At 69.4% G+C, this 25,605-nt stretch carries 27 protein-coding genes and 1 other RNA gene; 21 read left to right on the top strand and 7 right to left on the bottom strand.

What is annotated here, in order from left to right; translation table 11 throughout:
* Window positions 1-113 precede the first annotated feature (113 nt).
* Entirely contained in the window at window positions 114-896 is a 783-nt protein-coding gene (gene hisN / locus ACFO0B_RS06995; protein WP_378611485.1) for a histidinol-phosphatase, read from the bottom strand.
* Between the two features lie 443 nt (window positions 897-1,339).
* Window positions 1,340-1,999, bottom strand: a complete 660-nt coding sequence (locus ACFO0B_RS06990) for a winged helix-turn-helix transcriptional regulator (RefSeq protein ID WP_378611484.1) — start codon at window positions 1,997-1,999, stop codon at window positions 1,340-1,342.
* An 89-nt stretch (window positions 2,000-2,088) separates the two neighbouring features.
* Between ACFO0B_RS06990 and ACFO0B_RS06985 the strand changes: the two genes are divergently transcribed.
* Entirely contained in the window at window positions 2,089-2,979 is an 891-nt protein-coding gene (locus ACFO0B_RS06985) for an alpha/beta fold hydrolase (RefSeq protein WP_378611483.1), read from the top strand.
* A gap of 81 nt (window positions 2,980-3,060) precedes the next feature.
* Here the strand turns inward: ACFO0B_RS06985 and ACFO0B_RS06980 are convergent, their stop codons facing one another.
* Window positions 3,061-3,654, bottom strand: coding sequence for an NADPH-dependent FMN reductase (locus tag ACFO0B_RS06980; protein ID WP_378611612.1), 594 nt, complete (start codon window positions 3,652-3,654; stop codon window positions 3,061-3,063).
* Window positions 3,655-3,790: 136 nt separating this feature from the next.
* Between ACFO0B_RS06980 and ACFO0B_RS06975 the strand changes: the two genes are divergently transcribed.
* Together ACFO0B_RS06975 and ACFO0B_RS06970 are read left to right on the top strand one after the other, a co-directional pair.
* On the top strand, window positions 3,791-4,243 hold the full coding sequence (locus ACFO0B_RS06975) for a helix-turn-helix domain-containing protein (RefSeq protein ID WP_378611482.1): 453 nt from the start codon (window positions 3,791-3,793) through the stop codon (window positions 4,241-4,243).
* 38 nt (window positions 4,244-4,281) lie between these two features.
* Window positions 4,282-4,488, top strand: a complete 207-nt coding sequence (locus ACFO0B_RS06970) for an MmyB family transcriptional regulator (protein ID WP_378611481.1) — start codon at window positions 4,282-4,284, stop codon at window positions 4,486-4,488.
* Between the two features lie 15 nt (window positions 4,489-4,503).
* Here the strand turns inward: ACFO0B_RS06970 and ACFO0B_RS06965 are convergent, their stop codons facing one another.
* Together ACFO0B_RS06965 and ACFO0B_RS06960 are read right to left on the bottom strand one after the other, a co-directional pair.
* Window positions 4,504-5,019: a DUF6301 family protein gene (locus ACFO0B_RS06965; protein WP_378611480.1), complete on the bottom strand. Its 516-nt coding sequence runs from the start codon at window positions 5,017-5,019 to the stop codon at window positions 4,504-4,506.
* Between the two features lie 86 nt (window positions 5,020-5,105).
* Complete coding sequence (locus ACFO0B_RS06960; protein ID WP_378611479.1) at window positions 5,106-7,433, bottom strand: hypothetical protein; 2,328 nt, start codon at window positions 7,431-7,433, stop codon at window positions 5,106-5,108.
* A gap of 366 nt (window positions 7,434-7,799) precedes the next feature.
* Here ACFO0B_RS06960 and prfB point away from each other — a divergent pair, with 366 nt between their 5' ends.
* The 11 genes from prfB (at window position 7,800) to ACFO0B_RS06905 (ending at window position 17,069) form a co-directional block, all read left to right on the top strand.
* Complete coding sequence (gene prfB, locus ACFO0B_RS06955; protein WP_378611478.1) at window positions 7,800-8,921, top strand: peptide chain release factor 2; 1,122 nt, start codon at window positions 7,800-7,802, stop codon at window positions 8,919-8,921.
* A 115-nt stretch (window positions 8,922-9,036) separates the two neighbouring features.
* A complete protein-coding gene (locus ACFO0B_RS06950) occupies window positions 9,037-9,903 on the top strand; it encodes a mechanosensitive ion channel family protein (protein ID WP_378611477.1) in 867 nt (288 codons plus the stop codon).
* A complete protein-coding gene (locus ACFO0B_RS06945) occupies window positions 9,890-10,045 on the top strand; it encodes a hypothetical protein (RefSeq protein ID WP_378611476.1) in 156 nt (51 codons plus the stop codon). The genes ACFO0B_RS06950 and ACFO0B_RS06945 overlap by 14 nt, the downstream gene beginning before the upstream one ends.
* Before the next feature lie 45 nt (window positions 10,046-10,090).
* A complete protein-coding gene (gene ftsE / locus ACFO0B_RS06940; RefSeq protein ID WP_378611475.1) occupies window positions 10,091-10,780 on the top strand; it encodes a cell division ATP-binding protein FtsE in 690 nt (229 codons plus the stop codon).
* On the top strand, window positions 10,780-11,685 hold the full coding sequence (gene ftsX / locus ACFO0B_RS06935) for a permease-like cell division protein FtsX (protein ID WP_378611474.1): 906 nt from the start codon (window positions 10,780-10,782) through the stop codon (window positions 11,683-11,685). Before ftsE ends, ftsX begins: the two co-directional genes overlap by 1 nt.
* A gap of 83 nt (window positions 11,686-11,768) precedes the next feature.
* Window positions 11,769-13,625: a DNA helicase RecQ gene (recQ, locus tag ACFO0B_RS06930; protein ID WP_378611473.1), complete on the top strand. Its 1,857-nt coding sequence runs from the start codon at window positions 11,769-11,771 to the stop codon at window positions 13,623-13,625.
* A complete protein-coding gene (locus tag ACFO0B_RS06925) occupies window positions 13,625-14,680 on the top strand; it encodes a metallophosphoesterase (protein ID WP_378611472.1) in 1,056 nt (351 codons plus the stop codon). Before recQ ends, ACFO0B_RS06925 begins: the two co-directional genes overlap by 1 nt.
* Window positions 14,681-14,730: 50 nt before the next feature.
* Complete coding sequence (locus ACFO0B_RS06920) at window positions 14,731-14,946, top strand: hypothetical protein (protein ID WP_378611471.1); 216 nt, start codon at window positions 14,731-14,733, stop codon at window positions 14,944-14,946.
* Window positions 14,947-14,994: 48 nt separating this feature from the next.
* A complete protein-coding gene (gene smpB / locus ACFO0B_RS06915; RefSeq protein WP_378611470.1) occupies window positions 14,995-15,468 on the top strand; it encodes an SsrA-binding protein SmpB in 474 nt (157 codons plus the stop codon).
* Between the two features lie 47 nt (window positions 15,469-15,515).
* Window positions 15,516-15,884, top strand: a transfer-messenger RNA (tmRNA) gene (ssrA, locus tag ACFO0B_RS06910).
* Window positions 15,885-15,989: 105 nt separating this feature from the next.
* Entirely contained in the window at window positions 15,990-17,069 is a 1,080-nt protein-coding gene (locus ACFO0B_RS06905) for a hypothetical protein (protein ID WP_378611469.1), read from the top strand.
* Here ACFO0B_RS06905 and ACFO0B_RS06900 read toward each other — a convergent pair whose 3' ends face one another.
* The gene (locus ACFO0B_RS06900) at window positions 17,070-17,750 is read right to left on the bottom strand and encodes a DUF899 domain-containing protein (protein WP_378611468.1); all 681 of its coding nucleotides are present in this window, start codon (window positions 17,748-17,750) and stop codon (window positions 17,070-17,072) included.
* Window positions 17,751-17,956: 206 nt separating this feature from the next.
* Between ACFO0B_RS06900 and ACFO0B_RS06895 the strand changes: the two genes are divergently transcribed.
* Window positions 17,957-18,748 carry an SAM-dependent methyltransferase gene (locus tag ACFO0B_RS06895; RefSeq protein ID WP_378611467.1) on the top strand — a complete coding sequence of 264 codons (792 nt, stop codon included), beginning with the start codon at window positions 17,957-17,959 and terminating at the stop codon, window positions 18,746-18,748.
* Here ACFO0B_RS06895 and ACFO0B_RS06890 read toward each other — a convergent pair.
* Window positions 18,745-19,773, bottom strand: coding sequence for a hypothetical protein (locus tag ACFO0B_RS06890; RefSeq protein ID WP_378611466.1), 1,029 nt, complete (start codon window positions 19,771-19,773; stop codon window positions 18,745-18,747). The two genes, ACFO0B_RS06895 and ACFO0B_RS06890, sit on opposite strands and share 4 nt — an antisense overlap.
* 115 nt (window positions 19,774-19,888) lie before the next feature.
* On the opposite strand from ACFO0B_RS06890, the gene ACFO0B_RS06885 reads away from it, so the two are divergent.
* The 6 genes from ACFO0B_RS06885 to ACFO0B_RS06860 all read left to right on the top strand — a co-directional run bounded on the left by ACFO0B_RS06885 (window position 19,889) and on the right by ACFO0B_RS06860 (window position 25,605).
* Window positions 19,889-20,923 (top strand): alpha/beta hydrolase, encoded by a 1,035-nt coding sequence (locus ACFO0B_RS06885; RefSeq protein ID WP_378611465.1) that lies wholly within the window; start codon window positions 19,889-19,891, stop codon window positions 20,921-20,923.
* 100 nt (window positions 20,924-21,023) lie between these two features.
* The gene (locus ACFO0B_RS06880; protein WP_378611464.1) at window positions 21,024-21,332 is read left to right on the top strand and encodes a hypothetical protein; all 309 of its coding nucleotides are present in this window, start codon (window positions 21,024-21,026) and stop codon (window positions 21,330-21,332) included.
* Complete coding sequence (locus ACFO0B_RS06875; protein WP_378611463.1) at window positions 21,332-23,761, top strand: TPR repeat region-containing protein; 2,430 nt, start codon at window positions 21,332-21,334, stop codon at window positions 23,759-23,761. Before ACFO0B_RS06880 ends, ACFO0B_RS06875 begins: the two co-directional genes overlap by 1 nt.
* A 2-nt stretch (window positions 23,762-23,763) precedes the next feature.
* Window positions 23,764-24,291: a hypothetical protein gene (locus tag ACFO0B_RS06870; protein WP_378611462.1), complete on the top strand. Its 528-nt coding sequence runs from the start codon at window positions 23,764-23,766 to the stop codon at window positions 24,289-24,291.
* A 113-nt stretch (window positions 24,292-24,404) separates the two neighbouring features.
* The gene (locus ACFO0B_RS06865; RefSeq protein ID WP_378611461.1) at window positions 24,405-24,938 is read left to right on the top strand and encodes a hypothetical protein; all 534 of its coding nucleotides are present in this window, start codon (window positions 24,405-24,407) and stop codon (window positions 24,936-24,938) included.
* 400 nt (window positions 24,939-25,338) lie between these two features.
* Window positions 25,339-25,605 (top strand): hypothetical protein, encoded by a 267-nt coding sequence (locus tag ACFO0B_RS06860; RefSeq protein WP_378611460.1) that lies wholly within the window; start codon window positions 25,339-25,341, stop codon window positions 25,603-25,605.

The raw sequence follows: 25,605 nt of genomic DNA, 5'->3' as shown, positions 1-25,605 counted from the left end.
GTAAGAAGCGCGTCGAGAGCCTTCTGACCGGGGCCGGGCGCCAGTGTCCGCCGGGCCGCCGTGAGCGCGCCATCGCAGGCGTCGAGGGGTCCGTTTCGATCAAACGGTGAGTATCAGGTGAGTCGCCGGAGCACCGTGTCGTGCAGCAGGCCGTTGCTCGCCACCGCGTCGCCCCCGTGCGGGCCGGGGCTGCCGTCGAGCGCGGTGAAGCGGCCGCCCGCCTCGCGGATCAGGATGTCCAGCGGGGCCAGGTCCCACAGCGACACCTCCGGCTCGGTGGCGACGTCCACCGCGCCCTCCGCGACCAGGCAATATCCGAAGAAGTCGCCGTAGCCGCGGACCCGCCAGACGTCGTCGGTGAGTGCCAGGAAGTTCTCCCGCAGCCCGCGCTCGCGCCAGCCCGACAGGCTGGAGAAGGCCAGGCTGGCATCCGCCAGCCCGCTCACCTTCGACACCGTGATCGGCTGCGGGGCTTCGTCGTGGAATCGGGTCCAGGCGCCGGAGCCATCGGCCGCCCACCACCTGCGGGCCAGCGCGGGCGCGCTGACCGCGCCGACGACCGGCACCCCGTTCTCGAGCAGCGCGATGAGCGTGGCCCACACCGGGACGCCGCGCACGAAGTTCTTGGTGCCGTCGATCGGGTCGATCACCCACTGCCTGCCGTCGAACTCGGCCTCGCCGCCGAACTCCTCGCCGAGCACCGCGTCGGCCGGGCGCCGCTCGGTCAGCAGCCTGCGCAGTTCCTGCTCCACCGCGAGGTCGGCGTCGGAGACCGGGGTGAGGTCAGGCTTGGCGTCGACCCGCAGGTCGAGTGCGCCGAAGCGGGCGGCGGTGATGGTGTCGGCGGCGTCCGCCAGGGTGAGCGCGAGGGTGAGGTCGTCGGTGTAGGCAGCCACGCGTCGACCCTATCGAGTTCAGCCGATGCCGCGGCCGGTGAGCGTCCGGGCCGGTAGCAGCGCGGTTCCCTGCGCGGTGCTGGGCCGAATCCTCCGGGCGCGGGTGGTGATCGCCTGCTACCCGCCGAGGGGAGGGATCGACTCGATCAGCGGGGTGGCGTGCCTGCCGTGGCGGCCGGACGCCGCTCTTCCGCGCTCCGGGTGTACCGCTCGAACCACGGCAGCGGTTCGGGCCCGACGAGGACGCGCACCGCCGCACTCGCCACGCGCGTCTGGTAGTGGCCGTGCACAGCGACCGCAGCACTCGCGGTGATCGCGCTCGGATGCCCCGCGCCACCGGTCCTGCCGGCCCCGCTCGCGCTCGCCGCACTGGTGGTGCTCGGCTTCGCCGCGCTGCGGCTCGGTGGTCGGGCCGAACCGGGGGCGTGACGCCCGTGCTCGGCTCAGGCGGGGAGCACGGTGGCGGGCAGCAGGTCCAGGACGGTCGCCAGCACCTCCGGCGGACCTGTCAGCCGGACCCGATCGGCGAGCGCGGCGCGGTCGATCGGCCGGGTCACGAGCTCCGCCAGCGTGCGCAGATCGGTCGTGACGGTCGCGTCCGCGCGGCCCGCGGCGCCGGGAGTCACGGCTGCCGTGCCGTCGTCGAGGGTCAGGTGCGCCGACGAGCCGTCGATGTGGAACTGGATCACCAGCCGCAGGCCGGTGAGCGCCGCCGGGTCGAGGGTGGCGGCGAGGAAGACCAGGGCCCACTCGGCCCGGTAGGTCTCGTGCGGGTGGCGCGGCTCGTCGAGCCGGTGCGCCAGGCCCCACAGCGCGAGCGGCACCATCGCGGCCGCGAGTTCCCTTCCGGCGGATGACAGTTCGTAGACCTGAGCGGCGGCGGGCGGCGGCAGCCGAGCGCGGGTGACGAGGCCGTCCTGGTCGAGCTGTCGCATCCGGGCCGCCAGCACGCTGGTGCCGATCCCATCCAGTGCGCTCGCGAGATCGGAGTAGCGCTTGGCCCCCGACATCAGCTCGCGCACGATCAGCAGCGTCCACCGCTCGCCGACGAGATCGAGGGTGCGGGAAAGCCCGCAGTACTGGTTGTAGGAGCGCCGCGTCACGCCCACCTCCTGCTCTTGAAAAAGAAGCTTGTACTTTGAAAACTTATGCTACGGTCGAGTGCACGTAACCGCAACGAGCGGAGGGCGGCATGACCACATCGAAGAGCGATGCCGAAATCCCTGCACTGCAGGCTCTGTCGGCCGATATCGACGCCGAGGTCCGGCATCGGTTCGCCGTGATCGACGGACTGCGCATGCACTGGGCCGAAGCGGGCAGCGGGGAGCCGGTGATCCTGCTGCACGGGTGGCCGCAGCACTGGTGGGAGTGGCGGCACCTGATCGGCCCGCTGTCCCGGCACTACCGGGTCATCTGCCCCGACCTGCGCGGGCTCGGCTGGTCGGAGGGCGACGGCACCGGGTACGACTTCGACCGGATGGCGCTCGATCTGCGGGATCTGCTCGACCACCTCGGGCTCGGGCAGGTGCGGATCGTCGGCCGGGACTGGGGACTGGTGGTCGGCTACCGCACGGTGCTGGACCGGCCCGGGCGGGTGGACCGCTTCGTCGCGATCGCGGGGGTGCACCCGTGGACGGGCCAGCGGCCCAGCTTGCCGGTCTTTCTGCGGCCGTGGCACATCTACCTGCTTGCCGCCGCCGGCGGGTCGGCGGCGCTGCAGGAGCGGATGGTGCGGCGCAGTCTGCGGGCATGGCGGCATCGTGGGGCGTTCGACGAGCGCGAGGCCGAGATCTACGCCGAGCGGATGCGGAGGCCGGCCGCGCGAGCGGCGACGGTGGCATTCAACCGCGCGGTGCTGGTCCGCGAGGTTCCACACTTCCTGCGGCACTCCCGCACTATGCGCACGACCGTTCCGATCCTGCACCTCAACGGGGGCGACGATCCGCTCTCCGACGGCGTGCCCGCCTGCTTCGGCGACCACGCGGGCAACATGCGGCTGGAGCGGATACCGGACTGCGGCCACTTCGTCTCCGAGGAGCAGCCGGGGTGGCTGGTCGAGCGGGTGTCGGCCTTCTTCCGGTGAGATCGTCAGGGTAGGCAGCGGCTTCGCTCGAGCAGCGGACGACTGTGGTCGACGGCTTCGATCGGCCGCCGTGATTCACCCTCAGATCGTCGCGGCCTGCCGCGACCGATCCTGTCGGCCCGCTGCCGATGCACTCGCCCACCAGTGCACCTGGTCCAGCAGTTCCCCCGCCGCCGCGGCGGGCTCCTCCGGCTCGCGCAACGAGCCGCTCTCGTCGAAGAGCAGGTAGTAGCGGGGGAACGAGACATAGTCGCGGACGGTGTGCGCGTTCAGTCGGTGCAGACCTGCCGCAGGTGCTCGATGGCCGAGCAGGCCGCCGGACGCCCCGCTGTATCCGACGAAGCCGATCGCCTTGTACTCCCACTGCGTGAAGTGCCAATCGATGGCGGCCTTCAGCGCGGCCGGGTAGCTGCGGTTGTAGTCCGGGGTGACGACGACGAAGGCGTCGGCCGCGGTGAGCGCTTCGGTGAGGCCGTGCATTCCCTCGGGGCGTTCGGGGTCCGGGTCCAGTCGCGGTGAGACGGCGGGGAGTCCGACCGGGAGTTCGTGGTCGGCCAGGTCGATCACGTCGACGGTGAATCTGCCGTCCTTCGCGGCGATCTCGGTGAACCAGCGTGCGACGGTCGGGCCGAAGCGGCCGTCGCGGACGTTGCCGATGACGACGGCGAGACGCAGGGTGCTCAGAGGTGTTCCTCCTCGGAAGTTCGGTCACCTCCGAGCCTCGGCCGGTTCGGTGTGCCGGGGGAGACCGCCGTGAGGGTGGTAGTCCCACGGCCACCCTCGGGGACTTCCCGCGCCGTGCCGTCGAGGAATGAACGAGCTCGGCCGCTTCCTGCGCGGCCGCCGCGAGGCGGTCACCCCCGCCCGCGTCGGGCTGCCCGCGGGCCCGCGGCGCCGCACGCCCGGCCTGAGCCGGGCGGAAGTCGCAACCCTCGCCGGAGTCAGCGTCGAATACATAGTCCGCCTCGAACAAGGTCGTGACCGCCACCCATCGCCCTCGGTGCTCGCCGCCATTGCGGGTGTTCTCCTGCTGACGCGCAGCGAGCGCATCCACCTGCACCGCCTCACCAAGGCAAGCGACCCCGGCTTCACCTGCATGGGCGACGCGACCCCCGCCCGCACCGTCCGCCCCTCGGTCCGCGCCATCCTCGACCACCTGGAACCGGCCGCCGCCGTAGTCGTCAACCGCCTCGGCGCCGTCCTCGCCCACACCGCCGGCTACCGCCGCCCCATGGCCCCGACGGGCCTGGCCGACGAACTGTAGATCGTCGCGGGCGCGGAGTTCACCCACCGCGCTGCACCGTGCCCAGCCTGCCCGCCGCGACCGGGACCACCCGGATCGAGCACCCGGAGGCCGGTCGGCTGCGCCTGCTGTACGAAACCCTCGATATCCCCGCCGACGACGACCAGCAGCTGCTCGTTCACCTACCGGCGGACGACGCCACCGCCGCCGCCCTGGCCGAGCTCGCAGGTCGCCACCGCGGCGAGTTGCGGGCGGTCTCGTACTGACCCCTGCCGAGACGGTCAGTCGTCTTCTTCCTCCTGCCTGGCAATCTCCGCGATCTCCTCGTTCCACCGGAGGTAGGCGGGATTGATCAGGCTCACCCCGACCTTCCGGCTACTTGCCGTCACCTCGAGAACAAGGTGGGGAAATTCCCAGTACAGGCCGCGCGTCGGCGTCGTCCACGAGTGTGTGGGGCGCTGCCGCACGGTCTGGAACAGCTGGTGTACGAGCTCGTCGAATGCCTCGTCGACGGCGGTCTTCACCTCGGGATCGTCGAGGACGACATCGGTGACGTTGAAGCCGATCCGGTTCAGCTGGCCGGGCGGAAACGGGGAGGGCGGCACGGCGATACTCACCGGGGTGTCGGGCCGGTTCACCGCGAGATCTGTGATGAACCGCGGATACTCCCTGTCGAAGTCGACCAGCGTCCACCCCACCGCCGTGGCGAAGACAGGGAGGTCCGCGACGGTCCATGACCAGGCGAAGTCGCGCGCTGCGCGCACAGCTCGGATGGCGCGATCGATATCGGCGTGCATGGCGGTGCAGCCTTTCTGCGAGACGGGGTCGAGGGGCAGATGAACTGTCGCACATCGGCGGACGGGGGATCGGCGTCACGAGTACGTCAGGCAGCGGAGGGCCTCGGCCGGTGCGACGACGTCGACGGGTGCGGCCTGCGGTGTGATGGTGATGGTGAGGGATTGATCGTGCGGCGCGCGGCGGCGCGCCGCCGTGAAGGTGGGGAGCTGCAGCGGCGGCAGCGTGAGCCGGGCGAGCGCCGACAGGTCTTCCAGTCCGGCCCGCACCAGCCCTGCCATCCATGCCGATGGGTCGAGGGGTGCGATCGGCTGCGCGATCCCGAACACGGTCGGGCCGGGGTTGCGCTTCTCCTCCGGCGTGCCCTTCGGATTGCCGGTGGTCTTTCCGACGACGGTGTCGCCCTGGTCCCAGCCGTCGGCGGGATTCTGAGTCGATCCGTAGAAGACGATATTGCCGTCGGTGTCGACCTTGGCGAGGCGATGCCGACCCTGTTCGGGTCCTCGTTCTGCACCGCATCCCAGACGCTGTTGTCGATCAGCCACTGTTTGAACTCGGGGTCGGCCGCGGCATCTTGTTTCAGCTTTGCCCACAGGTAGGGATCGGTCATCTGTTGCGCTCGGATCATCGTCGGGCTGCCAGGGCCGTCGGGGACAGAGGCATCGCCCGGTCGCGGCTTTCTGCCCGGAACGCCGCCCTTGCTTTCGACGACGATCACCTCGCCGTCCCTCACCGCGACGATATCGTGGGTGTACGGCCCCTTGGGCCGCGCGTTCACCGTCCAGCCATCGGACTTCAGCACAGCGATCGCGCCTGCCTCGCCGAGCAGCTCCTTGGCTCGGTCCTCCGGTCCCTTCGCAGCCCACCACGCATTGAGGGCGTCTGCGACAGCGTCTCGGTTCACCCCCTCCTCCTCGAGGGCCTCCAGCTCCTCCTCTCTCTTGCCCCTGTCGACCGATGTCAGCTTGCCGATGTCGGCGCTGGGCGCAAGCGCCTGGATAGCGAGCAGCGGCAGGGCGCGAAAGAGTTCCGCGCCTTTGACCACCGCGATCGCCGCTACGACCGGGCCCTGAAATTCTTCCTTGATCTCGCCGTCGAGAAGTTGCCATGTCTTCAGTTCGAACAGGGTCGCCGTCAGGCTGATCCCGCCTTTGCCCTGCGGTGCGAAGGTTCCCGCAGGCGCTCCTGCCTCGTTTCCAGGAGCCCAGACGAGCGCGTTGCCTCGCCAGTATGTTCCGGGTACCGGGACTCCGCGTTGCCCCGGTATCGCGCTCGGGAATTCGATCGGCGTCGTCACGGTGCCAGGGTCGTCGGCCGGCGCCGGTCGCGTCGTTGTGGTTCCGGGGCCGCGGAGTTCGGGTTGGATGCCGGTCGTCGGTTCCTGTCCGGGGTGTGCCGGGGTGCTGCGTGGTGGCGGGGCGATCTCGGGGATGGATCGTGGGTCGATCGGAGTGGTGCCGCGTTTGTCGAATTCGGCGGTCCCGGGGACCATGCCCTGCTCGTACATCAGGTAGGTCAGTCCTGCCGCGACGGCAAGGGTGAGCCCGGCGCCGACCACCGCGCCGGCCGGGCCGAGTGGTGCCCCGGCCGCGGCGCCGGTTCCGGCGGCTTCGACACCTGCGGTCAGGGCGAGGACGCCCGCCGCCGCGCCGCCCGCCATGCCCGTTCCCATTCCGAGCATCTGCCCGTCGGGGCCGGGGTGGTGGATAATGCCTGCCCCGTCGATGGTGAACAGGTATTCACCCTTGTCGTTGAGGACTGCCCAGCGGGGTGGCTCGCCGTCGGTGCCGGCGAGCCGGACCTTGGCGGCGGGTTGTCCCTGGCCCGGTGCACCGAGAATGGGGGTGCCGTCGGGGCTGTAGGTGAGGTCGATGCTCTTGCCGTCGGCGAGGGGGACGTGCTGTGTTCTGGACCAGTAGGTAGGTTCTTCGCCGGGGACGATCAGGTTCCAGTCGGTGACCGAGGTTCCGTTCTCGTTGTGGCTGGTTCGTCCTTCGAATCGACTTCCCGGCGGTGCGTATTCGAGCAGGAGCTGGCCTGCGAAGTCGATGCCGGGGGGTGGTGTGGCCGGGGTGCCGGGATGGCCGTCGGTCGTTGCGGGGAGCAGCAGCGATTCGAGGTCTCGGGGGACCTTGTAGGTGGCGCCGGGGTTGCCGGTTTGCGGGTAGGTGGTGGTGGATTCGGCGCGGGGGGTGGTGGTGTTGCTGGTGCCTGGGGTGCCCGATGGGCGGGGGTCGGCGGGGATTCCGAGTACGCCGGTGGGGTCGAAGGGGTTGGCTGCGCCTTGGGCCGGGGTGTCGGTGGGGAGTGGTTTGCCGTCCGGTCCGACGCCGATGACCTGGTAGGGGTCGAAGGCAGTGTGGTTTTCGCGTTTCCCGTCGAGACGACGACCGGGATCGGGGTCTTGGATGGCCACGGCAGATACCTCGCTGACACGAAAAGGGGCCGTTCCGAATGGAACGGCCCCTTGGAGGGGGATCGCGGTACGGGTGGAGACCCGTCCGGGAGGGGAATTGTCCGGCCGGGGGTTGCCTCGGCGGGCGGGAGAAGCAGCGACAGGTCACCCGCCGGGAGCCGGGCAGGCCGTCGGTTCACGTCGAAAGGGGATTCGCGCGGATCGGAGGCCGGCATCTCGAGGTGCGGGCAGACCTGTCGCGCTGTGCCAAGTGTCACCGATGGCCGGCCCAGCTGTCAACGACAACCCCGAGCGAATCCTGCTCCGCGCTCGACACCGGGACCACGCTGCCGGGCTCCGATCCACCTCCCGGTAACCTTGACCACCGTGCATCCCGACGTCTCCGCAGATCTGGCCGAACTCGACTCCACCCTCAAGACGGTGGAGTCGGTGCTCGACGTCGAGGAGCTGCGCCGCCGCATCGATGAACTCGAGCACCAGGCGTCCGATCCGGACCTGTGGAACGACCAGGACCACGCCCAGCAGGTGACGAGCGAGCTCTCGCACGCGCAGACCGAGCTGCGCCGCGTCTCCGAGCTGCGGCAGCGGCTGGAGGATCTGCCTGTTCTCTACGAGCTGGCCGAGGAGGAAGAGGGCGAGGCGCAGACCGCCGCGCTCGCCGACGCCGACGCCGAGCGCACCGCGCTGCACGCCGACATCGAGGCGATGGAGGTGCGCACCCTGCTCTCCGGCGAGTACGACAAGCGCGACGCGCTGGTCAATATCCGCTCCGGCGCGGGTGGCGTCGACGCCGCCGACTGGGCCGAGATGCTCATGCGCATGTACATCCGCTGGGCGGACCGGCACAAGTACGGCGTCGAGGTCTACGACACCTCCTACGCGGAAGAGGCGGGGATCAAGAGCGCCACCTTCGCGGTGAAGGCGCCGTACGCCTACGGCACGCTCTCGGTGGAGATGGGCACGCACCGGCTGGTGCGGATCAGCCCGTTCGACAACCAGGGCCGCAGGCAGACCTCGTTCGCCGAGGTCGAGGTGCTCCCGGTGGTGGAGACCACCGACCACATCGAGATCCCCGAGGGTGACATCCGGGTGGATGTGTACCGCTCCTCCGGCCCCGGCGGGCAGAGCGTCAACACCACCGACTCGGCGGTGCGGCTCACGCACATCCCCACCGGCATCGTGGTGACCTGCCAGAACGAGAAGTCGCAGCTGCAGAACAAGATCTCGGCCATGCGCGTGCTGCAGGCCAAGCTGCTCGAGCGCAAGCGGCAGGAGGAGCGCGCCGAGATGGATGCGCTCAAGACCAACGAGGGCGCGTCCTGGGGCAACCAGATGCGCTCCTACGTGTTGCACCCCTACCAGATGGTCAAGGACCTGCGCACCAGCTACGAGGTGAACAACCCGAGCGCGGTGCTCGACGGCGAGATCGACGCCTTCATCGAATCCGGCATCCGCTGGCGCATGTCGGACGCGCAGCAGTCCGGGTAGCCTGCCGCGCAACCTTTTTCGGCTTTTCCCCGCCGAGGTCTGGATCGTGGCCGAATCGTTGTAATGTGGTCGGCGTGCGTGTTCCGGACAGCGGTGGATCTCGGAGGTGGTGGCGGTGAACGGGCTCGATACGGCCCTGGCACTGGCGCCCGCGGCGAACACCACCGCCTGGCTACGCTCCAGCGGGCTGGAGATCGTGCTGCTGCTCCTCGGGGCGATGCTGTTCAGCCGGTTCGCCACCTACATCCGGGATCGGGTCACCCGCAAGATCGACGCGCAGTTCCGCAGCAGTGACGCGCTGGTGCGGTCCGAGGCGGCCAAGCACCGGCACGCGCTGGCCCAGGTGGTCACCTGGGTGGTGCTCACCGTCGCCTACGTGCTGGTCGGCATGGAGGTGCTCGGGCGGCTCGGCTTCGCGGTCAGCGGGCTGGTCGCGCCCGCCGCGGTGCTCGGCGCCGCGCTCGGCTTCGGCGCGCAGCGGATCGTGCAGGACATCCTGGCCGGGTTCTTCCTGATCACCGAGCGGCAGTACGGCTTCGGCGACGTGGTGAGCATCTCGGTCACCGGCTCGGCCGAGCAGGCCGAGGGCACGGTCGAGGACGTCACGCTCCGGATCACCACGCTGCGCAACGCGGACGGCGAGGTGATCACGGTGCCGAACGGGCAGATCGTGAAGGTCACCAACCTGTCCAAGGACTGGGCGCGGGCCGCGATCGACGTCCCGGTGGCGGCGAGCGCCGACATCACCCGCGTCAACGAGATCCTGCACGAGGTCGGCACCCGGGCCTACCAGGACAGCAAGCTGCAGCCGCTGCTGCTCGACGAGCCGTCGGTGATGGGCGTCGAGGATCTCACCCGCGATCAGATGAACATCCGCATGGTGGCGCGCACGCTGCCGGGCAAACAATTCGAAGTCGGTCGCGAGCTGCGGGTCCGGGTCGCCGCGGCGCTGCGCCGGGAAGGTATCAGTGAGACCACGTAAGTCCACGGCGATCCTGGTCACCGCCTGGGTGTCCACGTTCGTCCTGTATCTGTTCGTCAAGCCGGCGGAGCCCTCGACCTCGGGCCCGCAGTGGCCGTCGCTGGTCTCGGTGGTCGACAGTGTCCCGCTTCCCACGCCGTAGCGGCGTGCGCGGATCCGGCAGGCACGCTGGTTACACTGGCTCCCCGTGATCACCATGCGCAACGTCACCAAGTCGTACAAGACGTCGACGCGGCCCGCGCTGGACAACGTCACCGTCGAGATCGGCAAGGGTGAGTTCGTCTTCGTGATCGGCCCCTCCGGCTCCGGCAAGTCGACCTTCATGCAGCTGCTCCTCAAGGAGCAGTCGCCGACATCCGGCGAGATCCGGGTGGCCGACTTCCGGGTGGACCGGTTACCGGGGCGGAAGGTGCCGAAGCTGCGGCAGCGCATCGGCTGCGTGTTCCAGGACTTCCGGCTGCTGCAGCAGAAGACGGTGCAGCAGAACGTCGCCTTCGCACTCGAGGTGATCGGCAAGCGGCGCGAGTTCATCGAGCGCACGGTCCCCGAGGTGCTGGAGATGGTCGGGCTCGGCGGCAAGGCCGACCGGCTGCCGTCGGAGCTCTCCGGCGGCGAGCAGCAGCGCGTCGCCATCGCGCGCGCCTTCGTCAACCGGCCGCTGGTGCTGCTCGCCGACGAGCCCACCGGCAACCTGGACCCGGACACCAGCGCCGACATCATGTACCTGCTGGAGCGGATCAACCGGATCGGCACCACCGTGGTGATGGCGACGCACGACAACAACATCGTGGACGCCATGCGCAGGCGCGTGGTCGAACTCGACAACGGCAGGCTGGTCCGCGACGACGCGATCGGCGTCTACGGAGTTGATCGCTGATGCGGCTGAGTTTCCTGTTCGGCGAGGTCTCCGAGGGGCTGCGCCGCAACATCACCATGACCATCGCGATGATCCTGACCACGGCGGTCTCGCTCACCATGCTCGGCGGCGGGCTGCTCGCGGTGCGCATCGCGGACAAGACCGAGCAGTACTTCCTGGACCGGCTGGAGGTGCGGCTCTACCTCACCGAGGAGATCTCGGCCACCGACCCGGACTGCTCGCAGCCGCTCTGCAGCGGCCTCGCGGCCGACCTCAAGGCGACACCGGGCGTGGTCTCGGTGCAGTTCCTGAACCGGGACGACGCGGTGCGCGAGGCCAAGGAGAAGACCTTCAAGGACCAGCCCGAGCTGGCCCAGTACGTGAGCGAGACCCCGCTGCCCGCCTCGCTGCGGGTGAAGATGACCGACGCCTCCAACTATCCGGCGATCCTGGAGGAGTACGGCCTCCGGCCCGGGGTCGGCACCGTGCGCAACGACAAGGACATCGTCGACCGGCTGGTCAGCCTCTTCGACGGGCTGCGCAACGCCGCCTTCGGGCTCGCGGTGCTGCAGGCCATCGCGGCCATCATGCTGATCGCCAACATGGTGCAGATCGCGGCCTTCACCCGGCGCACCGAGGTCGGCATCATGCGGCTGGTCGGCGCCACCCGCTGGTACACCCAGCTGCCGTTTTTGCTGGAGGCGGTGGTCGCCGCGCTGGCCGGCTCGCTGCTCGCGGTGATCGGCCTCGCGCTGGCGCGGCCGCTGGTGATCGACAGCGCGCTCGGCGACCTCTTCGACAGCAAGGTGTTCCCGCGGATCACCGGCGAGGACATCGCCACGACGGCGCTGGTGATCGCGCCGGTCGGCATCGTCTTCGCCGCCATCACGGCGTATGCGACGCTGCGCTACTACGTCCGGGAGTGAGCGGTTCGTCCCCAGCCGCGGAGTTGTCCACAGGCGGTCCTGCGCGGCTGTGCGCCGTCGCCGCGCACTCGTAGGATGGCCGCGTGGATTCACCCGCTGCGACCGCCCAACTCGACCTCGGTACCGATGACGCCGCGCACGAAGTACTACGCCGCGTCTTCGGTTACGCGTCGTTCCGCGGCGAGCAGCACGCCATCGTCTCGCACCTGGTCGACGGTGGCGATGCGCTCGTCCTGATGCCCACCGGCGGCGGCAAGTCGCTCTGCTACCAGGTGCCCGCGCTGGTGCGGCCGGGCACCGGCGTCGTGGTCTCGCCGCTGATCGCGCTGATGCAGGACCAGGTGGACGCGCTGGCCGCGCTCGGCGTGCAGGCCGGCTTCCTCAACTCCTCGCAGAACCAGGACGAGCGCCGGGAGGTCGAGCGGCGCTACGCCGCCGGCGAGCTCGACCTGCTCTACCTGGCGCCGGAGCGGCTGCGGCTGGAGTCCACCGGCAGGCTGCTCGACCGTGGCAAGATCGCGCTCTTCGCCATCGACGAGGCGCACTGCGTCTCCCAGTGGGGTCACGACTTCCGCCCCGACTACCTGGAACTCTCGGTGCTGCACCAGCGCTGGCCGGACGTGCCGCGCATCGCGCTCACCGCCACCGCCACCGAGAAGACCCGCGAGGAGATCGTCGAGCGGCTCGACCTCGGCACCGCCCGCCGCTTCGTCGCCGGCTTCGACCGCCCCAACATCCAGTACCGGATCGAGCCCAAGAACCGCCCGGACAAACAGCTGCTCGACTTCATCACAGCCGAGCACCCGGGTGACGCGGGCATCGTCTACTGCCTCTCCCGCAACTCGGTCGACAAGACCGCCGCCATGCTGAACGAGAACGGCATCGCGGCGGTGCCCTACCACGCCGGGCTCGACCAGCGGACCCGCGCCGCGAACCAGTCCCGCTTCCTGCGCGAGGACGGGCTGATCGTGGTCGCGACCATCGCCTTCGGCATGGGCATCGACAAACCGGACGTGCGCTTCGTCGCCCACCTCGACCTGCCCAAATCGGTGGAGGGGTACTACCAGGAGACCGGCCGCGCCGGGCGCGACGGCCTGCCGTCCACCGCCTGGATGGTCTACGGCCTGAGCGACGTGGTGCAGCAGCGCAAACTGATCGAGGGCTCCGAGGGCGACGCCGCGCACCGCAGGCAGCTGCAGCTGCACCTGGACGCCATGCTCGCGCTCTGCGAGACGGTGAGCTGCCGCCGCACCCGCCTGCTCGCCTACTTCGGCCAGCCCGGCGAGGCCTGCGGCAACTGCGACACCTGCCTGACCCCGCCCGAGACCTGGGACGGCACCGTCGCCGCGCAGAAGCTGCTCTCCGCGGTGCTGCGGCTGAAGCGCGAGCGCGGCCAGTCCTACGGCGCCGGGCACATCATCGACATCCTGCTCGGCAAGCAGAACCCCAAGGTGCTGCAGTACGACCACCACGAGCTCAGCGTCTTCGGCATCGGCACCGACCTGCGCGACACCGAGTGGCGCGGTGTCGTCCGGCAGCTGCTGGCGCAGGGGCTGCTCGCGGTGCACGGCGACTACGGGGTGCTCTCGATCACCGAGGCGGGCAACGAGGTGCTCTTCGAGGGCCGCCGGGTGCCGATGCGCCGGGAGCCGGAGCGGGCTCCGCGGCCGTCGCGGTCGAGCCGCGGCGCCAAGGCCGCCGTCGCCGAGCTGCCCGCCGCCGACGTCCCGGTCTTCGAGCGGCTGCGGCAGTGGCGCGCGAGCACCGCCAAGGAACAGGGCGTCCCCGCCTACGTCGTCTTCCACGACGCCACCCTGCGCGAGATCGCCGCCCGCAAGCCGGGCAGCCTGAGCGAGCTCGGCGCCGTCGGCGGCGTCGGCGACAACAAACTGGCCAAGTACGGCGAGCAGGTGCTCGCCGCGCTCGCCGAGGAGAGCTGATGGCACTGGACAGACGCGGTTTCCTCGCGGCCACCGCGATCACGGTCGCCGGCGTGCCGCTGCTCGGGCTCACCCCGGCGCAGGCTGTCACGCCCGAGGTGGCCAAGCACCCGTTCCCCTCCGGTGACACGGTGCGCGTCCTGGTCACCGGTGACGCGGGCACCGGCACCGCGACCCAGTGGGCGGTGGCCGACGCGGCCCGCGCCGCGCACGCCCGCGCCCCCTTCGGCCTCGCGCTCGGCCTCGGCGACAACATCTACGAGCACGGTCCGGACGGCCCCGGCGACGTGCAGTTCGCCGACAAGTTCGAGAACCCCAATCACGGCCTCGACTTCCCCTGGCTGATGGTGCTCGGCAACCACGACAACAGCTCCGCCCTGCCCGGCGACGGCGGCTGGCTGCTGCGCGGCAACGACGAGGTCGCCTACCACGCGCTCTCCGCCCGCTGGTGGATGCCGAGCCGGTACTACTCGGTGCGGGTGCCGGAGCAGAACCCCGTCGTCGAGTTCTTCGTGCTCGACATCAACCCGGCCGCCGCCTACCTGCCACCGCTCGACCCGTACTGGTCCGGCACCGGCGTCTTCATGGCCGAGCAGGCCGCCTGGCTGGACCGCGCGCTCGCCGAATCGCCCGCGCGGTGGAAGGTCGCCTGCACCCACCAGCCGTTCTGGAGCAACGGCCCGCACGGCGACGCCGGCCGCTACGAGGGGCTCACCGTCGAGCCGGTGAACGGCGTGCACGTGCGCCGCTTCCTGGACGAGCACGTCCTCGGCCGCTGTCAGCTGCTCTTCTCCGGCCACGACCACACCCTCCAGGTGCTCGAGCCGGGGCCCGGGACACGCGGCACCGTCCAGCTGGTCAGCGGCGCCGCCGCCAAGACCGCGACCGGCTCGCAGACCGCGGGGACCGGCACCCACCCGGCCCGCTTCGACACCAGGCACCAGCTCGGCTTCATGGTCGCGGAGTTCCGCCGCGGCGGTATCGAATTGGAGGTCGTCACAGTGGATCCCGGCTCCGGCGCCGCTGCGTCCGAATTCCGCGGTGCGCTGGCCTGACACGCCGCGAACACCCGGCGCGGCGCGCCCGCGCCGGTTACCGTGCTCGCATGGCGGACGATGATGATGCGCCCGAGCTCATCGGGGCCGGAGGCGGCGGCGCCGACGCGGGCCCGCGCCCCCCGCGCGCGCACGACCCGGTCGAGACGACGTGGCTCGGCACCCGGCGGCCCCCGCCGCCCCGGCTCGGCCGGCCGCGGCTCTCCACCGTGCTGCTGGTGCTCGCCTTCGCGGCCCTGCTGACCACCTACATCATGCTGCGCTGAACTCCACCGGGAACAAACGCGTTGCGCCGCGCCTTTAAGGTTGACGTCATGAAGGAACAGGGGCGCAAGGTCATCGCGACCAACCGCAAGGCGCGGCACAACTACTCGATCCTCGATGTCTACGAGGCCGGGATCGCGCTCGTCGGCACCGAGGTCAAGAGCCTGCGCGAGGGCAAGGCCTCGCTGGTCGACGCCTTCGCCACGGTCGACAACGGCGAGGTCTGGCTGCGCGGGCTGCACATCCCCGAGTTCAGCCACGGCACCTGGACCAACCACTCGCCGCGCCGGGTCCGCAAGCTGCTGCTGCACAAGAAGGAGATCGAGCACCTGGTCGGCAAGTCCCGCGAGGGCAACCAGACCCTGGTCCCGCTCTCCATGTACTTCTCCGACGGCAAGGTGAAGGTCGAGCTGGCGCTGGCCCGCGGCAAGCAGGACTACGACAAGCGCCAGGACCTGGCCAAACGCGACGCCGAGCGGGAAGTGACCCGCATCCTCGGCAGACGGATAAAGGGAATGCGCTGACCACGTAGAGTGTTAAGATGACTAGCCCGCAGATCGCGGGCACGTACGGGGCTGAACGGTTTCGACTGCGTACGTTGATTCAGGGGAAGCGTGTCGGTGCAGGCAAGAGACCACCGTAAGCGTCGTTGCAACCAATTAAGCGCCGATTCCAATCAGCGCGAGTACGCCCTCGCTGCCTAAGCGATAGCGTCTCTGTCGGCCCAGGGCATGCCCTCGGCTCCGGTGCCGGCATCAGCTAGAGGGCTTACCGTCCGGCTCGGTCGCGGAGTCGTACGGGAGAGCAAACAGCGACTGGGATCGTCATCCCGGCTTGTCCGCGAGACCGGGAGATCCGAGTAGAGATACAGCGGACTGCACACGGAGAAGCCCTGAAGACACGACGGAGGACCCGGGTTCGATTCCCGGCAGCTCCACAGCAAGGCCCGGTCCGCGAGGACCGGGCCTTCGTCGTCTGCGCGTCGCGCCGACAGACCGCTGCGCCGCCTCGCCCTTCAGAGCGCAACACGGGTAGAAATGACAGCGTGACGCGGTACGCATACGAGCCGAAGTCGGGCGCACTGATAGCGAGCTGGGGGACCGGCAGGGGAGACACCGCCGAGACCATCGCCACCCTGCCGAAGACGGTGGAGCCCGAGGTGGCGCTGGTCCTGGCGGCGGCGCTGACCAAATTGTCCGAGTTCCAGTGGCGCACCTATACCCATCCCGCGTCGGCGGCGGGCGATTCCGAGGTGCCGAACAGTGTGGCGTGGCATCGGGCCGAGGAGCGGAATCGGTTCGCGGAGGTCGAGGGGGCGGTGCGGGGGCCGAATCTGCCGGATGACGACGGGTTGATGGCCGTGTCGTACAGCGTCGTGGAGGAGGCCGCGCATCGGATCGGGCGGGTGGCGCACCTGATCGGGGATGCGGAGCTGATCGAGCTGCTCGCGGCGGAGGTGCGGACCGAGCAGGCGGCGATCGAGGCGGCGGAGCTGGGCGATCTGTCCGGGCGGGCGCGGCAGGCGGTGGAGCTCTCGCGGGCGGATATCTCGCCGGTGCAGGTGTTCGCGGCGGACGCGCTGCTGCGCGCCGACCCGCTCGGCTCGATCGACCTGTTCACCGATATCGACCCGGCGGCCGCGGCGGTGGCGGCGGCGCGCTGGCTGCACCTGGCCGCGCAGGTCACGGCGGAGGCGGCGAGCGTGCACCCGGTGCACGTGGTCGCCGAGGCCGACAATCTGGAGGCGCTGCAGGTGGAGACGCCGACGCTGGTGCTGGAGCGGCTGTGCGCGGGTGAGAGCCCCACCGAGGTGGTGGTCGACCTGATCGCCGACGCGCTCGCCGCCGCGGAGGGCCGGGTGCGGAATCCGGCCCGGATCGTCGAGGCCGCCGAGGCGATCGAGCGGCGGATGCGCGGTGACGAACTCGACGAGGACGGGCTCGCCGCGCTCACCGACGAGTTCCGGATCTGCCGCCTCGACCCGTCCCGGCCCGCCGTCGACCTGCTGGAGGATCTGCTCGACGGCATCCGCGGCTGCTGGCTGCTCTACCGCGAGGAGCACGATTCCGGGTTCGAGGAGGCGGTGCGGGCCGAGGGCGACAAGCAGAGCTCGCCGCTGCTGTAGCTAGTTCCCGTAGGCCGCCGCGATCTCCTTCGAATCGCTCCACTTGGAATAGGTGGGCGACTGCGGCCAGCCCGCGGGCGAGTCCTGCCACTCCTCCTGGCGCCCGTAGGGCAGTAGGTCGATGAGCGGGAAGGTGTGGCTGAGCTGCTCGGTGCCGCGGCCGTCGGTGTGCCAGGTGCGGTAGACGGTGTCGCCGTCGCGCAGGAAGACATTGACCGCGAAGCCGGCGTCCGGCGGGGCGCCGATATCGCTGCCGAACGGGCTGTTCGCGGTCGAATACCAGGTCATCTTGTTGCCGACCTTGCGTTTGTAGGCGAGCGCCTCGTCGATCGGGCCCTGGGTGACGATCACGAATCGGGCGTCGTAATTGTCCAGGAATTCCAGCCGGGTGTATTGGGAGGTGAGCCCGGTGCAGCCGGGGCACTGCCATTCCTTGCCGGGGAACCACATGTGGCTGTAGACGATGAGCTGGGACTTGCCCTCGAAGACGTCGGCCAGCCGCAGCGGGCCGTCCGCGCCCTCCAGCGTGTACTCCGGCAGTTCGACCATCGGCAGCCGCCTGCGCTGCGCGGCGATGGCGTCGAGTTCCCTGGTCGCGGCCTTTTCCCGGATCCGGAGCTCGGCGAGTTCGCGCTGCCAGGTCGCGGTGTCGACGACGGGCGGGAGTGCGTTCGTGCTCATGGTGTCCTCACTGGTCGGTGAAAAACGGTCCTTCGGATCTAGACGGGACGGGCACGACGAATTCATCGGTGCGCGTGCAAACGCCCTTGCAATGCGACAAACCGCCGCGTTTGCATCGAAAACCTTTGCGGGACAGGTTCGTCGCCCCGGAACACGGGGAAAGTCCGTGTTGTTACCATCGGCCCGAAACGGGAAGGGGCTGCGCGATGGCGGAGCACGAGCGCACACCGGCCGGGGTCGATCCATCGCGGCCGAATTCGGCGCGCGTCTTCGACTACCTGCTCGGCGGCAAGGACAACTACGAGGTCGATCAGCGGGTGGCGCACCGCATGCTCGCGGTCGCGCCGGATACCCGCACGCTGGCCTGGTTCAGCAGGCAGTTCCTGCTCGGCGGGGTGCGGCACGCGGCCGAGGCCGGGGTGCGGCAGTTCCTCGACCTCGGCTCCGGGCTGCCGACCTCGCCGAACGTGCACGAGACGGTGCGCGGGTACGGCGAGCGGATCCCGGTGGTCGCGGTCGACAACGACCCGGTCGTGCTCGTGCACAGCAATGCCATCCTGACCGGTATCGACGGCGTGACCGCCCTGCTCGGCGACGTCCGCGATGTGGACGACATCGTGGCGCGGGTGCGCGCGCGGCAACTGCTCGACTTCGACCGGCCGGTCGGGGTGTCGCTGGTCGGGGTGCTGCACTTCGTGATGGACGACGAGTACCCGGCGGAGATCCTGCGCAGGTTGCGGGCGGTGCTCGCGCCGGGCAGCTACGTCGTCTTCACGCACGGCGCGACGGAGAGCAGCGCGGAGTTCCGGGAGCGCTCGGAGAACGACACCGAGGGCAGCCCGGCCCAGGTCGCGTACCGCTCGGTGGAGCAGGTGCGGGCTTTGTTCGAGGGGTACGAGCTGCTGGAGCCCGGGGTGGTGCCGATCCAGGAGTGGCTCGGCGACGATCTGCCGGAGACCAAACTGATCCTGCTCGGCGGGATCGCCAGGGTCGGTTAGGGCGCGGCGGCGAGCGCGACCGCCCTGGTCACCAGCCGATCCGCCATGTCGCGCGGCACCCGGCCGAGCCCGCAGGCCGAGGCGACGCCGTCGACCCTGCGGCCGAGGGCGCGTTCGACGGTGTGCAGCGTCTCCTCCTGCTCGGCCGCCGACGGCGTGTCGTGCACGAAGCCGGCGTGGAAGCGGGGGCCGGGCACGAGGTCGCGCAGTGGGCCGTAGAACGCCGCGCCGGTGGGCGGCGGGATGTCGCCCGCGGCGAGCGGGCCGTGCACGAACTCCAGCGGACGGCCGTCCGGCCAGTGCCGCACCACGGCGTTGGCCAGATCGACCAGCGGCCGGGTGTCGTGCAGCCGCGCCCGCGCCCGATTGTGCAGGCTGCCGAGGCACAGGTGGACGCCGAAGCGGGTGCCATCGGGCGCCGCGGCGGCCAGCGCGGCGATCCCGCGGCTCAGCCCGAGCACCGCGTCGGCGCGGCGGTGCGCCGGTTGCAGCCGGGCCGCGAGCACCAGCTCGGCGGTCGCCTCCAGCTGGATCACCACGTCGTCGCCTGCGAGTTCACGGATGGCGGTGATCTCCCGCACGGTCGCGGCGGTGAAGGCGGCCCGGTTCGCGCGCAGCCCGCCGGGGCCGACGGCGATGAAGGCGAGGGTGAAATCGGTGGGCATGCCGATCTGCAGGGCGAACTCACGGTCACCGCGGAGCTCGTGGAAGAGCGGCAGTACCGACTCGGCCTCGCGCAGGTAGCCGAGGTCCATCCGGTCGGCGGTGAGCCGGGTGCCGCGGGCCGGGCGGTGGATCGTGCGCTGCCTGCTCGACTGCCAGGTGCCTTGACGCTTGACCTCCAGCGCGCCCTGGCGCACCAGGTCCTCGATCACGGGCTGGATGTAGTACTCGTAGCGGTGCGTCTCGCCGGTGGGGAGGGTGTGCAGCACCTCGGCGGAAAGCATGGCGCGCATGGCTTCTTCCGGCGTTGCTGCCGGAAAACTCCCGACGAAATGTACGGCCCTGACGGCCTCGTTCTGCATCACCCGATCCTTCCGCTCGCGGATCAGGCTAAGTCATAGCACGGCGGAACATGATGGGTTGCAGCATCATTGCCGCCCTTGCGCGGTGCCCTGGGCGGGGCTACCGTCCACCACGATGACGGGGATCAGCAGTACCACAGGCATTTCCGGGCGGAGGTGGGCCGCTCGCGCGCTGCTCGCGGTGGCGGCACTGGTGCCGGTGCTCGTCCCGAATAGTGCGCAGGCGCAGCCGGATTCGGCCTGTCTCGCGCTATCTTTCGCGGTGCCGCAGGGGCAGCTCGGGGCGACGCTCTGTACGCCGGTCGGGGCGGAGACCGTCGTGGTGATGATGGCGGGGTCCAATTACAACCACGGGTACTGGGACTTCGGCTATCGGCCGGAGACCTACAACTTCCGGCGGGCGCTGAACCGGGCGGGCTACGCGACGCTGATCGTGGATCGGCTCGGCAACGGTACGAGCACGCGGCCGCCGAGTGGCACGCTCTCCGCCACTGCCAGCGCGAACGCGCTGCACGACATCGTGCAGTCGGCGCGGCGCGGGCTGGACGGTGCCCGGCCGTACGGCAAGGTGGTCACGGCGGGGCACTCGCTGAGCTCCGGGATCGCGGTGCTGGAGGCGACGCGGCACCACGATGTGGACGGGGTGCTGCTCACCGGCTACTCGCACACGCTCGAGGTGTCGCAGGTCGTGGGCGTGATCTCCTCGTACCACCCGGCCTCGGGCGATCCGGCCTTCGCCGGGCGGAACCTCGACGACGGGTACCTCACCACCCGGCCCGGCACTCGCGCCGCCGCCTTCTACGGGCCGGAGACCACCGATCCCGCGGTGCTCGCCGAGGACGAGCGGACCAAGGAGGTGTTCTCGCTCACCGAGTACCCGGATGGGCTCAGCTCGACGTTGCCGCCCATGTCCAATGCCATCGACGTCCCGGTCATGGTGGTGAACGGGTCGCTCGATCGGCTCTCCTGCGGGCAGGGGTTCGCGGCCTGCACCGACACCGCCACGTTGCTCGCCTCCGAGGCGCCGTACTTCGCGCCCGCCGCCCGGCTGCGCGCGTTCGTGCTGCCAGGAAGCGGGCATTCGGTGAATCTGGCGACCAATACGGTGGAGCACCAGCGGGCCGTCATCGACTGGCTGAAGTCCCTCTAGGCGAACCAGACCGCGTTCGTTCCGTTTCCGGCAGATGTGACAAAATTCCCCTGCCCGCACGGTGAACGGTCCGGGTGGGATGCTTCCGAGGGGGATGAGCATGCTGACCGCAGACATACTGCAACTGAACCGGCTGGCCGACACGGTGGGGACCGTATCGGCCGAGATCGACAAGATCGATGTCCGGACGAGTGCCGACAGGATTCCGAATGCATTGCCCGGCTGCACGGTCGGGCAGGCGTGCGTTCAATCCGGTGAGTTCATCGAGGGCGCCTGGCTACGTATGGCCCAGCGGCTGCACCAGCTGGAGACGATCGTCCGGCAATGTTCGGCGAGCATCCACACCACGGAAACCGAGTTCACGGACCGGCTGAACAGCATGGATTTCCGTGCGTCGAGTGAGCGCTGATGCCGACCCGGCCGGAAGTGCAGCGGTGGCAGCTCGGGACACTCACGGAGTGGGCGGGCGAACTCGAACGCTCGGCTGAGCGATACGAGGGCGAGCTGACCCGGATGCTCACACATTTCTCCGATGTCACCTGGACGGGCAAGGCCAAGGACGCGGCCTCGGACCGCTTCGTCGAGGAGCACGATCAGGGGCGCAAGCTCACCATCGAAGTACTCGACGTGGCGGCATTCCTGCGCGCGGCCGACGCGCGGTTGTCGAATGAACGGCAGGCGCTGCTCAACCGCGTGACCGACGCGGAAACCGACTCGGTCGCGCTGCTGGTGACCGATGACTGGGCGGTGCTGGCCGCGGCGAACGTCGGCGATCTCGATGACGAGCAGCGCCGGCTGGTCGACGAGCGCATCGAACATCACCGCGGGCTCATAGAGTCGGCGGTCCGCAGTTTGGAAGCAGCGGCCGATGACGCGACGAAGGCGATCACGACGGGGTCTCAGGAGATCCGGGTCCGCGGTGACCAGCTCGGCTCCGGAGTCGAAGCCGCGGTCGGCGATTACAGCGAGGCGGGCCGGATCGGGGCGGAGGACGGACGGGCCGTCGCCGAGGCGGTGCGGCCGAACGGCACGATCGATCAGGCAGCACTCGACCGGATCGCCGGGCAATTGCCGCAAGGTGTGCTGACCGATGCCGAGCGGCAGGTACTTGCCGAGGGTGGCGAGGTTTCCACGCTTCCCGCGTCGGTGCAGGACTACTACCGCGAGTTCTACCAGGCGGCGGGAAAGGACGGGGTGCTCGCGCTCAACGAACAACTTCGCAAGCAGGAGGAAGCCGGGAATCAGCTGGCAGCCACCCGCCGGGACACGCTCGCGAACGGGCTGCTCGTCGTCTCCAATGAGAAGATCGGCACCGGCCGCAACCCCGACGGCAGTCTGCGGTCGCCCGGTGGGTACGACAAGCTCCCCGACTCGGTGCGCGATCTGGTGGAGACGCGGTTCCCGGTATCCGATAATGACTCCGCCGAGCCGCGGCCGCATTCGGGCCGTCCGGCCCGGATGCCGGAGGAAGGACTCCGGCTCGGCGAGATAGCCGAATTCTCCGATCTGCTGTCGCAGTCCAATCCCGGCTATCAGCCCGGCACGGAGCTCGGCACCGAGATGATCGAGCAATCCGCCTATCTCGTCTCCGAGGCGGGGGACGATCTGAAGACCGTGCCCTACCTGGGAGATCCGGGCAGCCAGTACGAATCGACCGCGGCGAAGCTGCTCGACGTCGCCGGGCGCAACGAGGAGTCGGCATACCGGATACTGACCGGCGACGGTATGCCGGAGGATTACGACCCGCAGAAGGTAGCCGGCGCTGTTCTCGGCAACGACTGGAGCGACGTGGACAACGGCCGCTCCGCCGCGCAGATGCTCGACTGGATCGGGCCTGATTCGCACAGCACCGACGAGGTGCAGGCGGATCGGGCGCGAGCCGCGCTCGTCGAGTTGCCGAATATCCTCGCGCCGGAGGAGGACGGCGTGCTGACCGAGGACTATCGGCAGTACAACGAGAACTTCGCTAAGAATCCGGAGTTGGCGACGGCGTTGAGCCAGGCTTTGCAGAGCAATCTGAACGCTGTGGGCGATATTAACAACCCGAATGGATACGATTCCTCGGAGGTTGTCGCGCAACCTGGGCTGGGAGATCGCGCCACCCTCGCGGCCAGCGACGCGGATCGGCTCCTGATGCTTGCCAACGCGAGTGAAGAGGGCCGTGCCGGCCTGCAGGCGGCGATCAATCTGAACCAGCAAGAGATGGTGTCGAAGGCGGCCGAGAATCCCGACTTGAATGCTCGATTGGGGCCCTACCTCGGCACTCTCGCCGGTCGGGTCGACGGTGCGATGAATAATGCCGTGCTGTTCCAGATGGATCAGGACGCACTGGAACGAAACGAGCATCTGCAATCGTCCTACGATGCCAAGCGGCAGGGAGCGGAGATCGCGGCGGAGCTCGTGCAGGAGGTTTTGCCGGTGAAGCGGGGTGGCGCACTCGGCGAAGCTACGGGTCAGGTCATCGTGGGGCAGGCCGCTGAGGCCTTGATCGATTCAGTTCTCCAGAAGCCGGATTTGCAGTCGGTCGAAGTGAACGGCTGGGAAGATCTGCGCAACTCCGAAGAGCGGTATCTCAAGGACCAGATCCTCGGTGCGGGAGCACTGGGCGAGCCGGCGTTGCCACTGGAGCTGCTGCAAGCGGATGGAACGCCGAAACCGTGGGGCGCGATGACCACCGAACAACAGGATGCCGCGACCGGCGTCATGAACCGGATGGGTACGCAGGAGTTGCGGGACGAATACGCCGTCGCCTACGGCTTGCAGGGGACCAAGTTCTTCGACACCCGGGCCGAATTGGAGTCGTTCGTGGACGGACACTGGACTCCGGAGGGGAAATAGCGATGAAGCGCAGCCGCTTTGCCGTGTTCGCCCTCATGATTGTCTCTGCGCTGGTCGCTTGCTCGGGGGGAGATGGTGAACGGTCGCCCGTGGAGTCGCCTCGCACCGTCGGCGAACTGTGCCAGTCGGTACTGAGGTTCATCGAGAACGAGATCGGTGCCGAAGGCGTCGAGATCGTGTCCAACGGCGATTCAGTTCGTGATCTGGGCACGCGCGGAACCTGCGAAATACACGGAATCAGCGAAGCGGGGGGCCGAACGCGCGCGGCAACACTGACGCTCGGCATCTGGAGGAATTGGAATCCGGCACAGGATCACCTGGTCGAGGGGGTCGAGCCCGCAGTCGCGGTCGATCGTGAATACGGTCAGGTCACATTGACCGGGGGCGTCGACGAGTGGGTCGGGTCGTTGACGCTGGTCGCCGGGGGTCTGCGAACTCCGGCCGGGTCGGCGGACCTGGGGCCTGCGGCGGACTCCCGCTACGCCGAGTTCCTTCTCGTTCTGCTCCGCGAGTACGGACGATGGGAATAGCGCTGCTTGTGCCGGTGACCTGCGCAACAGTCGAATGGAGTAGGTGAATCGCCGATCGGCAGCGACGGAGTGAGGCCCGTGCTCCGATCGACAGACGGCTGCGGAGAAGTGAGATGCGTTTTCGGAATTTTTTCACGTTGTGCGCCGTATTGGCCGCAGGATGTGAGCAGGGGGAGCCGGACCGGCGCGAACCCGTGCCCTCGCATAACCTCGTCGCGGGGTTCTGCGACCGGCTACTGGAGTTCGCTCGAGTCGACCTCGGTGCACAGAACGTCTCCGTCGCACGGCCGGACCAAGGGCGGTTGATCGGTCGGTTGGCGAGTTGTGAGCTGCGTGGGGTGCATCCGAGCGGTGTGCAAGCGCGGGCGCTGACGGTCGATCTGGGCACCGTCGGGGCGGAGACGGTGACGCTCAGTCCCAGTGAATGGGGTGTGCCCGTGGCGGGTGTGTCGCCGACCGTGCTGGTGCGGCGATCGGCGGGCGCCTCCACGATGAAGGCGGCGATCGACGGGTGGGGGGCGACAATGACGCTCGATACCGACGGGTTGCGGACGGCGACCGGGGGCGTTGATCTCGAGCCGCCGAGCGAACCGCGCTACGCCGAGTTCCTCCTCACCCTGATCCGGGAATACGGACAGTGGGATTGATCCCTCGCCGCGCCGAACGCGCAAGGAGACATTGGGCCGTGCGGTGCACAGAGTGCTCACCTTCGCGCGAGACGAACTGAGTGCGGTGGATGTGCGAGAGGCAGGGCCGAAGCCGGATCGAACCGTGGGGGAGCGGGCAACGTGTGACCTGCGCGGGCTGTCGGACTATGGGATCGAGGCCGGAGCGCTGACCGTATCGCTGTCGCTGACCGGAGATCCTGGGACGCCTCGGGTTCCCGGTGGGGACTATCGCGCCGTGCCGGGGATCGATCCGACGGTTTCGGTGAACCGGGCGAACACCGCGCCGCTGTTTCCTCCTCGGCCTGGTTCGCGACTACGGGCTACGGGATTGATTCCCCCCGTTCTGGACACTCCAGAGAGCAGCGACGAGGAGGAAACAATGACCGAGGTGACCCATCCGGGGGCGGACGAACTGCGGGCCGATTTCGAGCGCGAACTGGCGTCGGTGACGATGGGCGGCGGGCTGCACGCCGGCTCGGCGCTGGACGTGCAGACGAGCGCGGCGCTGATCCGGATCGCGGAGGCGTACCCGGAGGTGGACGGCACGCTGATCGCGGCGGCGCGGGCGGCGTTCGCGGGGCAGCTGGACGGCAGCAATGCGGAGGCCAGGCTGGAGGAGATCGCGGAGCAGGTCGAGGAGCGCTGA

Source organism: Nocardia jiangsuensis (assembly GCF_042650385.1).
GTDB lineage: Bacteria > Actinomycetota > Actinomycetes > Mycobacteriales > Mycobacteriaceae > Nocardia > Nocardia jiangsuensis.
The sequence above is the reverse complement of the archived record's forward strand: the minus strand, read 5'-3'. Positions and strand labels throughout refer to the sequence as shown.